Origin of the sequence: Microcoleus sp. B6-A1 (genome assembly GCF_036705085.1) — a bacterium.
Taxonomy (GTDB): domain Bacteria; phylum Cyanobacteriota; class Cyanobacteriia; order Cyanobacteriales; family Microcoleaceae; genus Microcoleus.
Window position 1 is genome coordinate 1 of record NZ_JAUBTU010000017.1, and the last position, 15,321, is coordinate 15,321.

16 protein-coding genes and 1 pseudogene are annotated in these 15,321 nt (G+C 46.2%); 8 read left to right on the plus strand and 9 right to left on the minus strand.

Features of this window, described 5'->3' with window-relative positions:
- A pseudogene (locus QUB11_RS08280) lies at window positions 1-135 on the plus strand (photosystem II q(b) protein); the annotation flags it as partial.
- Between the two features lie 225 nt (window positions 136-360).
- On the opposite strand, the gene QUB11_RS08285 reads toward QUB11_RS08280, so the two are convergent.
- The 7 genes from QUB11_RS08285 to QUB11_RS08315 all read right to left on the minus strand — a co-directional run bounded on the left by QUB11_RS08285 (window position 361) and on the right by QUB11_RS08315 (window position 4,083).
- On the minus strand, window positions 361-945 hold the full coding sequence (locus QUB11_RS08285; protein WP_333206880.1) for a GNAT family N-acetyltransferase: 585 nt from the start codon (window positions 943-945) through the stop codon (window positions 361-363).
- Window positions 946-1,023: 78 nt separating this feature from the next.
- Window positions 1,024-1,269: a DUF4926 domain-containing protein gene (locus QUB11_RS08290; RefSeq protein ID WP_333206881.1), complete on the minus strand. Its 246-nt coding sequence runs from the start codon at window positions 1,267-1,269 to the stop codon at window positions 1,024-1,026.
- Window positions 1,270-1,275: 6 nt separating this feature from the next.
- On the minus strand, window positions 1,276-1,560 hold the full coding sequence (locus tag QUB11_RS08295; RefSeq protein ID WP_333206882.1) for an element excision factor XisI family protein: 285 nt from the start codon (window positions 1,558-1,560) through the stop codon (window positions 1,276-1,278).
- Between the two features lie 124 nt (window positions 1,561-1,684).
- Window positions 1,685-2,542, minus strand: a complete 858-nt coding sequence (locus QUB11_RS08300; RefSeq protein ID WP_333206883.1) for a hypothetical protein — start codon at window positions 2,540-2,542, stop codon at window positions 1,685-1,687.
- A gap of 178 nt (window positions 2,543-2,720) precedes the next feature.
- Entirely contained in the window at window positions 2,721-3,110 is a 390-nt protein-coding gene (locus tag QUB11_RS08305; protein ID WP_333206884.1) for a hypothetical protein, read from the minus strand.
- The gene (locus tag QUB11_RS08310; RefSeq protein ID WP_333206885.1) at window positions 3,107-3,676 is read right to left on the minus strand and encodes a hypothetical protein; all 570 of its coding nucleotides are present in this window, start codon (window positions 3,674-3,676) and stop codon (window positions 3,107-3,109) included. Before QUB11_RS08310 ends, QUB11_RS08305 begins: the two co-directional genes overlap by 4 nt.
- Window positions 3,677-3,810: 134 nt before the next feature.
- Window positions 3,811-4,083 carry a DUF4926 domain-containing protein gene (locus QUB11_RS08315; RefSeq protein WP_333206898.1) on the minus strand — a complete coding sequence of 91 codons (273 nt, stop codon included), beginning with the start codon at window positions 4,081-4,083 and terminating at the stop codon, window positions 3,811-3,813.
- 1,347 nt (window positions 4,084-5,430) lie between these two features.
- Between QUB11_RS08315 and QUB11_RS08320 the strand changes: the two genes are divergently transcribed.
- A complete protein-coding gene (locus QUB11_RS08320; RefSeq protein WP_333206886.1) occupies window positions 5,431-5,739 on the plus strand; it encodes a hypothetical protein in 309 nt (102 codons plus the stop codon).
- A gap of 29 nt (window positions 5,740-5,768) precedes the next feature.
- On the opposite strand, the gene gltB is transcribed toward QUB11_RS08320, so the two are convergent.
- Complete coding sequence (gene gltB / locus QUB11_RS08325; protein WP_333206887.1) at window positions 5,769-10,355, minus strand: glutamate synthase large subunit; 4,587 nt, start codon at window positions 10,353-10,355, stop codon at window positions 5,769-5,771.
- A 197-nt stretch (window positions 10,356-10,552) separates the two neighbouring features.
- On the opposite strand from gltB, the gene QUB11_RS08330 reads away from it, so the two are divergent.
- The 6 genes from QUB11_RS08330 (at window position 10,553) to QUB11_RS08355 (ending at window position 14,108) form a co-directional block, all read left to right on the plus strand.
- Window positions 10,553-10,771: a DUF433 domain-containing protein gene (locus QUB11_RS08330; protein ID WP_333206888.1), complete on the plus strand. Its 219-nt coding sequence runs from the start codon at window positions 10,553-10,555 to the stop codon at window positions 10,769-10,771.
- 3 nt (window positions 10,772-10,774) lie between these two features.
- Window positions 10,775-11,095, plus strand: coding sequence for a DUF5615 family PIN-like protein (locus QUB11_RS08335; RefSeq protein ID WP_333206889.1), 321 nt, complete (start codon window positions 10,775-10,777; stop codon window positions 11,093-11,095).
- An 18-nt stretch (window positions 11,096-11,113) separates the two neighbouring features.
- Complete coding sequence (locus tag QUB11_RS08340; RefSeq protein ID WP_333206890.1) at window positions 11,114-12,082, plus strand: Fic family protein; 969 nt, start codon at window positions 11,114-11,116, stop codon at window positions 12,080-12,082.
- Window positions 12,083-12,442: 360 nt separating this feature from the next.
- On the plus strand, window positions 12,443-12,862 hold the full coding sequence (locus QUB11_RS08345; protein ID WP_333206892.1) for a phosphomannose isomerase type II C-terminal cupin domain: 420 nt from the start codon (window positions 12,443-12,445) through the stop codon (window positions 12,860-12,862).
- 146 nt (window positions 12,863-13,008) lie between these two features.
- The gene (locus QUB11_RS08350; RefSeq protein WP_333175585.1) at window positions 13,009-13,338 is read left to right on the plus strand and encodes an iron-sulfur cluster assembly accessory protein; all 330 of its coding nucleotides are present in this window, start codon (window positions 13,009-13,011) and stop codon (window positions 13,336-13,338) included.
- Window positions 13,339-13,535: 197 nt separating this feature from the next.
- Complete coding sequence (locus QUB11_RS08355; RefSeq protein WP_333206899.1) at window positions 13,536-14,108, plus strand: Uma2 family endonuclease; 573 nt, start codon at window positions 13,536-13,538, stop codon at window positions 14,106-14,108.
- 136 nt (window positions 14,109-14,244) lie between these two features.
- Here QUB11_RS08355 and QUB11_RS08360 read toward each other — a convergent pair whose 3' ends face one another.
- Window positions 14,245-15,243 (minus strand): glycosyltransferase, encoded by a 999-nt coding sequence (locus QUB11_RS08360; protein ID WP_333206893.1) that lies wholly within the window; start codon window positions 15,241-15,243, stop codon window positions 14,245-14,247.
- Window positions 15,244-15,321: the final 78 nt, after the last annotated feature.

A 15,321-nucleotide genomic window follows, 5' to 3' on the forward strand; every position in this document is an offset into this window, starting at 1 on the left:
TGGGCTGATGTGATCAACCGCGCTAACTTGGGTATGGAAGTAATGCACGAGCGCAATGCTCACAACTTCCCGCTTGATTTGGCTGCTAGTGAAGTCACCCCAGTAGCAATGGTTGCTCCTTCTATCAATGGCTAAGTTTTAGTCTGAGATTGACAAAAAGCGCTCCTAGAAATAGGGGCGCTTTTTGTTTTGGGAAAATATTTTTACTGCGACGATGGGAAGTATCGCAGCCGCCAAGGGAGTTAGATCGAGCTTATTTGAGATGGCAATTCGCGGAGATAACAGTTCCCTCGCTTCGGGTAATTGCTGTTAGGCTGGATTGAGGTTGGCTATCTGCTGGGAGACTCACTCATGATAAATTCAAGTTGCTTTAAACATCACAATACATTCATAATTTTCTAGATCGAGAAATCGGTCAATTTGTAAAGTTCCTATTTGTTCAAATCCCTGTTTTTGGTGAAACATTAAGGAACGAGTATTAGCTATTGGCTGGGAAACAATAAACAGCGAAATAAATGAATTTGGAAAAACTTGATAAATTTCTTTATACATAAATTGAGCAACACCTCTACCCATCCAATTTAACTTGGTTGCTACTCTTTCGAGATAAAAATGCCTATCGCTTGTGACTCTTTTCTTAAAAACTTCATCTTTCCAGATAATTTTATCCAAGATTTCATCAGATATTTTGGGTTGTGATATAGCCACAAATCCTAGAATTTCCCCATCGGTTTTAGCTGACACAAAATATCTGCATGAATTATTTAAGCTTTGGACAATCTCATCTTCAGTAATTTGTGTTAGCAAAAAGCCGCGCTCGATCGACGTATTTTGACCGCGCGCATGAGAATTGTGAATATTGACGATCGCCTGTATGTCCTCTCGATCGGCTTCTCTAAAAGTTAGATATTGCATTGCATAGGGTGTAGGAACGCTGTCATACATTTGCGATTTTAACGCTCAGGTTTGTCTATTCTAACAGCTAGATATAGATCGCATACCAGATTTAGTTTTGTAAATATTTTAGGGGCGATCGCCTTGGGACAATATCATGACTGTAGGTATGTCTGCACTTGTGGGCGATCGCAAATAACTTCCCGGTAGCGTCGCAACTGCTATAGTGTTTCCCAACAAATCGAATAACTCAACGCTATAACCTGTTTCTAGTCCCTCAACGTGATGCTGTTCTACAACCGTACCGATATCGCCGGCATCAAGTCCTTCTTCTGGACGGTTGCACAGCAAGATGACATCTAAATAAAGTTTCATGAAGTGCTAAGAAGCTACTGCAAAATCGGTGTATTGCCGCATCCCAGGCTCGTGAAATGCCAACACGATATCTTCCTTGGGAACCCCTGCGCGCACCAAATCCGTTGCAATCCCATCTTCTGTCCAGTCTTCCTCGATCCAGAATTTGCGATCGCGAATCCGAACGTAAACAGCCCATCGATTTTCGATTTTCGATTTTCGATTTTCGATTGAAGAATAGGAGAATAAATGACCGTTTTGTGCGTCGGTAATTAAGAATGTTTCGAGGTCGGATTGAGGAGGGCGGTACAATTATAGATACTCGGTTAAAATATGCTCTATTACTTTGGGATACTCAGTTAGTTTATCCATTGCACTATTTTCTATACTATCGATCGACCTTTTTTCCCATCGCACTGCGCGAATTGCGATCGCATCAAATCCCTGATTCAGTAAAAGCTAGGTTCAAATCATCAATCAACCCCAATTTTTGGGCCCACTCTGTTAAGTAACCCCGATCCAAATTATCAGATTGGACTTTCAGAATTCCCAAAACATCATGCCATTGTTTTTGAGACTGAGACTGTTGCCGCCAGAGCAGTTTGGCCAACACAATATCTTCAGGAGAAGCCACCCAAAATTGTTCTACACCAGCTTCGTCAAGCGCTTCTAATCGTCGTCTTGCCATTTTTGAGCGATCGAATTCAGTATTAGAATTCAGCACAATATCAGCGTTCAATACTGAAGTCATGTGAGTGACGCTCAACACCATCCCTCTACCCTCTTGAATATCTTTGACCGAACCTGGAGGGCAGTAAAAACCAGCCGTTTCTAGTGCTTCAACTAATTGAAAAATATTGTGCCGGAGCAATTCAATTACTAAATCTAAATCGCGTGTTGTTCTCGGGTCGCCATAGACAGAAGCGGCAACGCCTCCTGTAATATAATAAGAGATACCTAATGTTTCAAAAATTGGGTGCAACAGTCTAGCAATTTCGCTGGGGTCTTGCGTCCACATAGAGGGCTCACTGGTGGGGGTTAAAATTGGCAACCACTTGCTACCTAATATCGATCGAGCAAATCGCTCTTTGTAGGTTGAGGGACAAGCTTTTTTCATCCCGCGCAAGCTAACAGTTTTTGCCCAACGATTTAATTTGGCCCCCATTTGCCACCGTTGGGAATTGGTGAGTTGTCGCAGTAGGTAAAAATCAATTGCATCAGCTTCAGGAGTTTTATCATCCGACTGGGAACGGTATCCAGGTTTGATGGATATTTTCGGTATGGATTGAATCATTTTGCTTGTTGATTTCCCTAATTCTATACATCATATCAGTTAACAACGCTCACTTTAGTTCTGTCTGCACGGGTTGGCGATCGCAAATAACTTCCAGGTAGCCTCGCAACTGCTACAATGTTTACCAACAGATCGAAAAACTCAAGGCCATAACCTGTTTCTAGTCCCTCGACGAGTGCTATTGATTTACCACTCCTCGCAGTTCCTTAATGTCGATGTGGATTCCTTGACGTTTCAGATATTGGCTCAAGTTAATCTGGATGAATAAATCTTTGAGCTCTTCAGCAATCTCTGCCGGGGGATTGCCAGATAACGCAGTTGCAATTAGACGTTCTGCCATTCGTAATTCGCCACATTCAATCGCTAAAGATGCTGCGCTGCGGTGAAGCACAGAACGAGTGGGTTCAGCATCAAGGGCGCTAGCGATTAAGGCTGCGGCCTGAGTTTCTTGTTCAAAGGCTTGGCGCGTCAATTGTGCAGCCAACTCCAACGCACCTCTTAAGCTGGCGACTGCCGCTGCTTCGGCTAAATCCATTGCTTGTTTGTGGAGCGATTGAATCTGGCTCATTGGAGTACGGTTCCTTCAGGATTTTGCTTGGCACTAATAATAGAAATCGGTCGGCTGAACTCTACTACAATGATATACGCTGGCAAGCCTTGTGCGTCTGAGGCGCGGGTTTGTTCAGTTTTCAGCTTGACTCTAGTATTGATTTGACTTTGATTGCCTTTGCGAATTCCAGAAACCTCTAGCCGAGCCATTCGCTCAAATGGCAGTGTGGTAGCTGAATTTTGACTTCCTAACCAATAGTCAAATCCAGTTCCTTTGCGAGAGCGTTCAATGACTGTGAGATTTGTTAATTGCAAAATTAACAGGAATGCGATTCCATAAGCAGCCTGCTCGGTAGTATATTCTTCGTCATTCCAACATCGTCGGGTTTGCTCGGTGACTGGCTGCCAATCTAACTTGAATGTGGCAGAAAATTCTCCCTCAACTTTAAGTGTTACTCCTGGTTGGTGAGCTTCATCGGTTAGACAAATCGCACCTGCTTCTGCGATCGCCGCTCCAAAGGCAGGTGTAATTGCAGGGAGTCCCTGGCTAAGGCTTTGTAAGTTTAAGATTTGAATCTGGCTCAAAGCGACGTTGCTCTATGGAAAGTAGATATTCAATTTTACTCTCAGTTGCGACAATTTGAGTCGATAGCCACTATTTTTAGACGATCGCCTTCATCGACTTGGGGTCATCATCGCGATTGTACTATTTCCTCTACTTACACAGCAAAACTATTAACAAGTTTAACTGTAGGTCTATCTGCACTTGTGGGCGATCGCAAATAACTTCCAGGTAGCGTGGCAACTGCTACAGTGTTTCCCAAAAGATCGAAGAACTCAAGGCTATAACCTGTTTCTAGTCCCTCAACGTGATGCTGTTCTACAACCGTACCGATATCGCCGGCATAAAGTCCTTCTTCTGGACAGTTGCACAGCAAGATGACATCTGAATAAAGCTGATAGTTTATATCGTTCTCTGTTAACTTGTGAATATCGAGCTTATTTCAGATGGCAATTAGTAGAGATGTGCGATCGCGCGGGAGTCAGAAACCGGGTTTCTCACCAAAATTTCGGTGAGATGCCAAAATTATCGCAGAAACCCGGTTTCTTGGATTTGGGGCGATCGCGTGGGAGTCAGAAACCGGGTTTCTTCCCAAAATCGGGCGTGAGGATGCTTAAATTATCGCAGAAACCCGGTTTATTGGAGTAGATGCTAAACCCTAACTACCGCCAATCCGAGCGACATCGCCAGTAATCGGTAGGGTGCATCAGGCAAAAACCTTAAAATACGCCCGAAAATCTTGATGTCTGACGCACCCTACATAGGCTTTAACTATCTTAACAAATTTATAAAACCCACATTCCGCAGCCTCAACGATCACAATCGGTTTTTACTTATTTTTATCCCGCAATAAAACTATAAATTATACTAAAATACCGTACATTAACGGTTAAAAAGCTGTTTAAAGGCATAATTTATTACTTTAAAGATAGAGTCTTCTGCGTAATTATTCTGTGTGACACCCCAAAGTGCGGAATGTGGGTATAAAAGGTCAATATCTAACTATTATTGACGAAGCCTAGCACTATTGCTAGCATATAGCTTATAAAGTTGACATTATTGCTTGTGTAACTTTTATATCCAATCAGTCGTACCAGTTTCAAAGAGGTTGATTATGCGAGTTAAAGCCTTTCGCTCCTTGTTCGCACTGATTCTTAGTTGTGTAATTGCTTAGAATGGTTTTGCAAGTCCAGCTTTTGCTGCTAGCGATTCAGTCGGTTCATTCATAAACGGTTTTTGGTATGCTGTTGGTGGCATAGTTGGTGGGGCAACAGGTACTGTAGTCACCTGTTATACCGTTGATGTTCTTATTGCTTCGGTTGCTCCACCAGTTGCTGTTTATTTAGCCCCAATGTGTGCTACTACCGGAGCGGTTGGTGGATTTGGTGGTGGTTTAGCATGGGCAAAGGCAATTGCTGGAGCGCACTAGGCTTTAAGCTGTAACAGTTGGAAAAAAGTGGGTGGGTATACAATCCCACCCATTTTTAGTTTGTAGCATGACAGCGGCATAACACCGTTAGATGAATGAGCAATCGCTTAGGAGGCGTTACTAAGTCAATGGATAGAGATACATTAAACCTTAATGATCCTGTGTTTTCATCAGATTATAGAAATCCTAAAAAATCTCTAGATACAAAAACACCCATAACAAAAATATTCTTGAGTAGCATTTGACATAAAACAAAATATGCGGTATGTATGAAAATATAAATATGGGTATTTGTCCCGCAAAGGCAGATCAATAGTTAGCCATCACTTAACCTTCAGATGAATCTATATGGATCTACCTGATTTGCTTTATGAGAAACCGGCATTACCAGCCGAGGAAACCTTTGACCGCTTTGTAAAAAACTTGGAAGGTCAAAAGATTTCAGACTTCCTCCCCGGGGTGCCAAAATTTGAAAATGCTGATTATATCTTCAGCAATGATAATGTTAGCCCAGAATCACAAACTTTACAGACCGACTTTGGGGCCAGTGATTTATTTCGATATAAGCACATTCAGCTTGTCAAAAAGTATCTTTCGGAAGGTCGGATGAATCTCTGTTCAATTTTTCATAGGAACCAGTCGAGTAGGGTGCGTTAGGCGGTAGCCGTAACGCACCCATACTAATACTAACTACCCCCAATCCGGGCCACATCGCGAGCGTTTTCTTCAAACGCAGCCGTCAGCGCATCATCACCGCTTAAACCCGATGCGATCGCCCTTTCAATAGCCTGCAACACCCGCTTATAATCCCTCGGCATCACCTTCACAAACACCGACACCATCTCATCCCACGCAGCCAAAACCTTCGATGCCTTCGCACTTCCAGTCAAATCAACGTGAGTTTGAAGCATCTGCCGCAAATCGCTAATTTCCTCAACATCCTCCAATTTTTCCAAATCCACCATCGACATATTGCAGCGAGTAGCAAAATCCCCCGCCTCATCCAAAATGTAAGCAACACCGCCACTCATACCCGCTGCAAAATTGCGCCCGGTTTCGCCCAAAACTACAACTTTGCCGCCAGTCATGTACTCGCAACCGTGATCGCCCACACCTTCAACTACTGCATTCACGCCGGAGTTACGCACCCCAAAACGTTCGCCCGCCATCCCTCGGATGAAAACCTCGCCGGATGTCGCGCCGTAAAGCACTACGTTACCGACAATCACGTTTTCTTCCGCGACAAAGGTAGAAGCTGGCGACGGATACAAGATAATCTTGCCGCCGCTGAGCCCCTTGCCCAAATAGTCGTTAGCTTCGCCTTCGAGTTCCAGGGTGACACCCTTGGGCACGAATGCGCCAAAGCTTTGCCCAGCGCTGCCTTGGAAGTGCAGGTGCACCGTGTCATCCGGCAAACCTTCCCAGTTGCGTTTGGTGATTTCGTTGCCGAGAATTGTGCCGACAACGCGGTTGACATTGGTAATCGGCAGTTTGGCCTGTACCTTTTCGCCATTTTCGATCGCACCTTTGCACAAATCCAACAACACCGTCATATCCATCGACTTTTCCAACCCGTGATCCTGCGCCATCTGACAATAGCGCCCGACATCCGCCCCAACCTCCGGCTGATAAAGGATTTTCGAGAAATCCAAACCCTTAGCCTTCCAGTGTTCCACAGCTTGCTGAGGTTCCAAAACATCAGTGCGGCCAACCATTTCATTCAGCGTGCGGAAGCCCAACTGCGCCATAATTTCCCGGACTTCCTGCGCGATGAAAGTCATAAAGTTTACCGTGTGATCGGGGTCGCCGGTAAAGTTTTTCCGCAACAGCGGGTCTTGGGTCGCCACGCCCACCGGGCAAGTGTTCAGGTGGCAAACGCGCATCATAATGCAGCCCAATGTCACCAGCGGCGCCGTCGCAAAACCGAATTCCTCAGCGCCAAGCAAGGCAGCAATTACTACATCGCGACCGGTTTTCATTTGACCGTCAGTTTCCACGACAATCCGGCTGCGGAGATTGTTGAGTACCAAAGTTTGGTGAGTTTCCGCCAGTCCCAATTCCCAAGGTAATCCCGCGTGTTTGATCGAAGTTTGCGGCGAAGCGCCGGTTCCGCCGTCGTAGCCGGAAATCAAGACGACATCGGCGTGGGCTTTCGCAACCCCGGCCGCGATCGTCCCGACTCCAACTTCCGACACGAGTTTCACGCTAATCCGCGCTTCCCGGTTGGAATTTTTCAAGTCGTGAATCAATTCGGCCAAATCTTCGATCGAATAAATGTCGTGGTGAGGAGGAGGCGAAATCAAACCCACACCCGGAGTCGAGTTCCGCACCTTCGCAATCCACGGGTATACTTTTTTACCGGGCAACTGTCCGCCTTCACCGGGTTTCGCGCCTTGCGCCATCTTGATTTGCAGTTCCCGCGCTTGGGAAAGGTACAAGCTGGTAACGCCGAAACGCCCGGAAGCAACTTGTTTGATCGCGCTGTTTTTCGAGTCGCCCCGATCGTTCGTCCAAGTGTAGCGATCGGGATCTTCCCCGCCTTCACCGGTGTTCGATTTGCCACCAATGCGGTTCATCGCTACTGCTAGCGATTCGTGGGCTTCTTTGGAAATCGAACCATAACTCATCGCCCCAGTTTTAAAGCGTTTGAGAATAGATTCGATCGGCTCAACTTCCTCAATGGGTATCGATTCCCGCTGCTTGAATTGCAACAAACCGCGCAAGGTAAAATGCTGCTGGTTTTGTTCATTAACCAGCCCAGAATACTGTTTGAAAAGCGTATAACTGCCCTCGCGCACCGACTTTTGCAGGGCGTGAATTGTCTGCGGACTAAACAAATGCGCCTCGCCTTCTTTCCGCCACTGATATTCGCCGCCAACATCTAGAGTATGTCCGCTGGATGGGCGATCGGGGAATGCGTGATTATGGCGCAAAATTGCTTCTTGGGCGATGACTTCGAGGTCTACCCCTTCAATCCGGGAGGCTGTCCAAGCAAAGTATTTATCGACTACGGATTTGTTTAAGCCGATCGCCTCAAAAATCTGCGCGCCGCGATAACTTTGAATTGTAGAAATCCCAATTTTCGAGGCAACTTTCGTCACCCCTTTAGTTGCGGCTTTGACGTAGTTTTTGCAAGCTGTTTTGTACTCGACATTTAGCAGCAATCCTTCGCGGATCGAATCGGCGATCGTCTCAAAGGCTAAATACGGATTAATCGCGCCGCAACCATATCCAATCAGTGTCGCAAAGTGATGCACTTCCCTCGGTTCGCCGGATTCGAGCACGAGTCCCGCCCGCGTGCGCGTACCTTTACGGATCAAGTGGTGGTGCAGGCCCGCAACTGCCAGCAGCGCCGGAATTGGGGCTTTGTCTGGACTGATACCCCGATCGCTCAAAATGAGGATATTCACCCCGGAGGCGATCGCGCTGTCTGCTGCTGCAAAAACCTCTTCTAAGGATTGTTCTAGACCTTTCACACCGCTTTTGGGGTCAAACAAAATCGGCACAGTAACGGACTTGAAATTGCCCTCATTTACGTGTTGCAGCTTAGCTAATTCTTCATTGCTGAGAATTGGCGTTTTCAGTTCGATTAAATGACAGCTTTCCGGTTCTGGTTTGAGCAAATTGCGTTCAGCGCCGATCGTAGTTTCGGCAGAAGTTACAATTTCTTCGCGGATCGAATCAATTGGCGGATTGGTAACTTGAGCAAACAACTGCTGGAAGTATTCGTAAAGCAGTTTTGGTCGGTTGGAAAGCACCGCCAGCGGCGTATCCGCACCCATTGCGCCGACAGCTTCCACGCCATCTTTCGCCATCGGTGCTAACAGCAACCGCAGTTCTTCAAAGGTGTACCCAAATGCCATTTGCCGCTGCAATAATGTTTCGGGATGAGATTCTGGCAATGTCGGCGCATCTTTGAGTTTGGCGATTTCGACCATGTGCTGGTCGATCCACTGGCGGTACGGGTGTTCTGTGGCGATTTTGGTCTTAATTTCCTCGTCAGAGACGATGCGGCCTTCCTCGGTATTTACCAGGAACATCCGCCCCGGTTGCAAGCGACCTTTTGATACAATTCGTTCTGGGGCGATCGGCAAAACTCCGGCTTCCGATGCCATAATTACCAAGTCGTCTTTGGTAACGCAGTAGCGGGAAGGGCGCAAACCGTTGCGATCGAGCACTGCCCCGATCGATGTACCATCGGTAAATGCGATCGAAGCGGGGCCGTCCCAAGGTTCCATCAAGCAAGAATGGTATTCATAGAAAGCCTTTTTCTCGTCACTCATCGACTCGTGGGCTGTCCAAGGTTCGGGAATCATCATCATTACGGCGTGCGGCAAAGAACGCCCAGCCAAAGTCAGCAATTCCAAAGCATTGTCAAAAATCGTCGAGTCGCTGCCTTCGATATTGATTAAATTGGGGATTTTCTTTAAGTCATCGCCGAATAGTTCCGACTCGAACAGCGATTGCCGCGCGTGCATCCAGTTAATGTTGCCGCGCATCGTGTTAATTTCGCCGTTGTGAGCGATGTAGCGGTAAGGGTGCGATCGTTCCCAACTCGGAAAAGTATTGGTGCTGAAGCGCGAGTGAACCAGGGCTAGAGCGCTTTCCATGTCTGGGTCGTGGAGTTCGGGATAGTAATCGCCGACTTGCACCGGCATTAACATACCCTTGTAGACGATCGTCCGGCAGGAGAGTGTGGAATTATACCAGTAGGGGTCTGTGTTAGTCCTGCGAATCGCATTGTGAGCCCGTTTGCGGATGACGTACAGTTTCCGCTCGAAAGCCGCCTCGTCAATACCTGCGGCGCGCCGGAGGAACACTTGCTGCATGAAGGGTTCGCTAGATTTGGCGGTGTCGCCGAGGGACGAGTTATCCGTGGGAACATCGCGCCAGCCCAGCACTTCCTGGCCTTCTTCTGCGGCGATTTCCTCAAAAATGCGTTTGCCGTTTTCCCGTTCAGTTTGATTTGGCGACGAGTAAATCGCGCCAACGCCGTACTCGCCGGCTTCGGGAAGTTCGATGTTTAGGGCCGCTGTTACTTTTTTGAGAAACTTGTGGGGCACCTGCATCAAAATCCCCGCCCCGTCTCCGGTGTTGGGTTCGCAGCCACACGCGCCTCGGTGGTCGAGGTTCAATAGGATTGTCAGTGCCTGCTCGACAATTTCGTGGGATTTGTTACCCTTCATGTGTACGATGAATCCGACTCCGCAAGCGTCGTGCTCGAACTGCGGATCGTACAGACCTTGCTTTTGTGGCAGTCCGTTGCTGTTCATTTTGATGCTCCTGTCAAAGTGCCGAAAAGATGTTGATCTAGAGTGGATGGTGGGATGCCGATCGATCTAGTATCATTTATTATAGGTGGATCTACTGCATTGGGTAGATGCACGAAAAAATCAAAGCTGATGCGATCGAGCGTAAAAAAATAGTTAAAGCCGATAACTTACCTATGGAACCCGGAGGTTAAAGATTTATGCTTAAAGACTCTTCAATTATTAGCGTATCTCCTGAGATTATGGGCGGGACCCCAGTATTTGCTTGTACGAGGGTTCCGGTACAAACACTTCTGGACTATCTAAAAGCAGGAGAATCCATTGATGATTTTTTAGATGGGTTTCCCACCGTAACTAAAGAGCAAGTTATCGCGTTGCTGGAACAGGTAGAAAAACAGCTCGTTGGCATGGTAGCATAACCCATGAAGCTTCTTTTGGATGAGTGTATAGATCGCAAATTTGCCAGAGAATTTGTTGACTATGAGATAAAAACAGTTCCACAAATGGGATGGGCAGGTGTAAAAAATGGTCAACTTCTTGCACTTGCAGAAGCAGAGTTTGATGTTTTCATCACCGTCGATCGCAACTTATCATTTCAACAAAATTTACCACAGTTTGATATTGCGCTAATTGTTCTACAAGCACCATCTAATCGCTTGGCAGATTTGAAGCCTTTAGCTTCAAAAGTTTTAGCGATTTTAGCAATGGCAACTACTGAACAAGTTACGATTGTCAGTGCATAGTTTTAATAAATACGCTCTATGCAGTTATTCCCAACTACTCAATCCCCGATCGCCAATCAACTCTATCATAACTTTATCGCACTGTTAGTCCGACTTTATCCTCAGCGTGTGGGTGACATTCTCCACCAGCATTTTGCTTTCTCATCAGCAATGAGCATTTCTGAAAAATTGCAAAAAGTCGATCGACTCAAAGCGTGGTTAGATAGCTTTCGGCCGCTTTCTCCCACCCTGGTTGCAGAATTGAAAAAACTTTACGACGTTCGGTTCACTTATCACTCCAATGCGATTGAGGGAAACACCTTGACGCAACGCGAAACCGAATTAGTCCTCGAAACCGGCATTACTGTCGGTGGCAAAACTTTGCGCGAACACCTAGAAGTCATCGGACATCGAGATGCGATCGACTACATTGAAATGCTAACGCGATCGGACACCGCGATCGGTGAATGGGAAATTAAACAAATTCACAATTTAATTATAAGGGCGATCGCCCCGGAGGAAGCTGGACGCTATCGGCAGTTAGATGTCAAAGCCGCCGGTACCGAATACCTCTATCCGCCTCATTATTTGCTTTCGGGTTTGATGCCGGAATTTATCCAATGGCTCAACAGTGATAAAATCCGATCGTTACATCCGTTAGAGTATGCAGCCGAAGCACATCTTCGCTTTGTGTCGATTCATCCATTTCGGGATGGTAACGGACGGACGGGACGGCTATTGATGAATCTCCTGCTGTTGCGGGCTGGATATCCCATTGTGATTATCTCTAACCAGGTGCGTGCTGCCTACATCGATGCGATCGCAGAAGCACAGCAGCATGGTTCTGGGATTCATCCGCTCCTGGATCTTATTGTAGATGCGGCCCGATACTCGCTGATCGAAACCTTGCAAATCCTAGCAACCGCTAGCGATAGCCAAAGTCAAGGGCGGCCTTTCTATCAAGAGATGCTAGAAGTTTTGCAACAGCAGTCTCAAGACCTGGATTAGATGGGAGGCCCAGAAACCGGGTTTTTGCCCAGAAGACGCCCTACAGCCGGAAAAACCGCCAAAAACCCGGTTTCTTTGGTTTAGATACGTAAGTCCCGTTAAATAAAGAATCAGCAGCCCCAGATAAAGATTTGATGTAGATTTGGACGATCGCGCCCATGACAGGTGACAACAGCTATGTTGGTTTTGCTATGGTTGTTAAGGCAAGTCGATCGGGCTGAGCGCAACTCTTGCAAAACTCTACAGTCGGCTAACCAGTCCCCGCAGGTGGGCTTCGATTTTAACTATATATTAGTTAATCTCAAAAAACAACGTCGTTTACCAAAGGATTCAGCAAGCAATCCTCAAGGAGTGAAAATCATGGTTCAGATTCAAGAAATTTCTCAAGTATCTACCCTGCACGCACCTGCAGCACCCAACGGAATAGCCGCTACAGAATTGCGGCCTTGGGGCTCGTTTACGACTCTAGAAGAAGGCCCAGGATATAAAATTAAGCGGATCGAAGTTAAGTCGGGACACCGCCTCAGCCTGCAAATGCACCACCACCGCAGCGAACACTGGATTGTGGTTTCTGGTACTGCAAAAGTTACTTGTGGCGAAACTGAACAAGTTCTGTTTACAAATCAGTCTACCTACGTTCCTCAGTGCACTTCTCACCGCCTGGAAAATCCGGGAGTTATCCCCCTGGTTTTAATTGAGGTGCAGAATGGCGAATATCTCGGAGAAGATGATATTATCCGCTTTCAAGACGATTATGCTCGTAGTGAAAAAGCTAAGTAACTCAAGTTGCTAACAATATAGGGGTAAGGTGCGCGGCCCGGCGCACTTTACATTCTCCGGGTAAGGTAGAAGCCTAGGCAGATTCTACATTTTCAAAACTCAACATTACTTCCCAATTGCCAATTACCAATTACCAATTACTCATAATGATTCATCTGAGCAAAACAGCAGCAACAGAAGTAACGCGCCTCAAGTCGAAGCATCCGAACCCCAATGCTTTATTTCGTCTGGGCGTGGAATCGAGCGGCTGCTCCGGTTTGTCTTATACAATGGCATTTGACGATGCGCCAGCCCCAGAAGACGCTGTATGCGAGTCGGAGGGAGTTCAAGTGGCGATCGACCCCCAGCACTTAAAATATCTCAATGAACTCACCTTGGATTATTCAGAAGACTTGATGGGCGGAGGTTTCCGATTTCACAATCCCAATGCCGCCCAAAGCTGTAGCTGCGGCAACTCCTTTTCTGCCAAGGAATAACCAACCTGTAGGGTGCGTCAGTTGCAGATAATTATTCAATCTAAAATCTAAAATAGATTGACGCACCTGACAAAATAAGCAATAACCAATATGATTTAGAGTGCGTCAGTTGCAGATAATTATAAAATTTAAAATCTCAAATCTCAAATTTAAAATTTAAAATCTCAAATCTCAAATTTAAAATCTCAAATCGTATGATGACACTCAAAGACTTAGAAAAAGTCCAAAAAACCTTCAAAGAAGCCGGTCAAGACTACCAAGTTGAACTAGAAAGCGGGAAGATTATCATTGTGGGCCCGTCAGACATTGTATCTAGTGAAATTGGCATTCGCTTGAGTGCCTTTCTCTTCGTTTGGGTGAATCCCCGCCGTTTGGGTCGAGTTTTTGACTCCGCAGGCGGCTTTATCTTACCTAATGCTAACCTTACAGCACCTGATGTTTCTTTTGTCCGAGCCGCACGTCTGAGGCAAAGTCCCCGTTATTTCGGAGAATTAGTCCCAGACTTGGTAGTAGAAATTAAATCACAGAGCGATCGCATTAAACCGCTAGAAAAAAAGATTCATAATTTCCTAGAACTCGGAGCGCAAGTAGGAATTTTGATCGATCCAGATGAAGAAACTGTAACAGTTTATCGTCAGGAACGTGAACCGATTGTGTTGGGAAATGAAGATATTTTGACTGTCCCCGAACTTTTCCCTGGTTGGGAATTGCCAATTGCTGAACTGTGGCCGCCAATTTTTACTGAAGCAGAAACTCAAACTGAAGCCTAATAAAGTTTATGCAGATTTTACATAGCCAGAAATGCGAAAAACCTCTCTTCTCTTCCTCTGTGTCCTCTGCGCTCTCTGCGGTTAAATAATTCCTATGCAACCGTAAACGATATCAGTGCAATGGAAAAGCTTTCAATCAAGCTGGTGTACCGAGAATCATCCACTGCATTAACTGCTGCCACTCTGCAGATTGAGCTAATAAATCTGCATCGAATTCATTTCCCGCATCCTGCGAAAACTCGGCGAAAGCTTCCGCCCAATTAATTACTGTTTCCACAGGCAAATAAGGCGTATAATTCCAAGAACGCTGCAAAAACTCTACCATCTCAACAGAATGACCGGTGCGGTACAAATACCAAGCAATCCAAACTAAGGTACTGTACTTGATTTGCTTTTCCAACAAACGTATTTTATCCGGCAATTCGGGGCGGGAAAAAAAATTATCCATCACTGCGGCGAGGGATTTAGCCTGCGGTAAACCTTTGTACATGGCGCTTTGTTCGTGCTGGCGGTAGCAAACAGTTACTTGCTGCAACCACTCTGCTTCGCATCCCATTAAGGCTAAACGCAGCACTAAATCTGTATCTTCTGCCGGTGGAAATCGAGGATCAAATCCGCCGACGCGCTTTAACCACTGACGGCGAAATACCATCGCGCTGGGTAATACTGGTTTCCACCGCAGCCACATTTCTAAGTCTAATTTAGGGACGTTTTGCCAGGGTTTGACATCTTTTAGCGGTTCGCCTATACTATTAACTAGACGCCAACCGCTGTGGACGATTCCTAGATTTGGTTTCGCTGCAAATACAGCCATTTGTGCTGCTAATTTGTCGGGGAAAAAGTAGTCATCTGCATCGAGAAAGGCGATAAATTCTCCTCGTGCTAGCTCAATACCGCGATTTCTGGCAATCGAAACTCCTTGATTTTGTTGGTAAATGTAGCGAATTCGATCGCCATATTTCTCTAAAACTAATCTGGTATCGTCTCGGGAGCCGTCGTCTACTACAATAATTTCCCAGTTAGCATAGGTTTGGTGCAGAACGCTATCTACGGCTTGGCCGACGTAATCCGCGCAGTTGTAAGCCGGAATTACTACGCTCACCAGGGGGGTGCGATCGCTCGTAACATTACTCATAATTAATTATCTTAAATTCGATTGCGTCTTTATTTTACAATGAGCGTAGGGTGCGTCAGTTCCTGACGCACCCAGCAA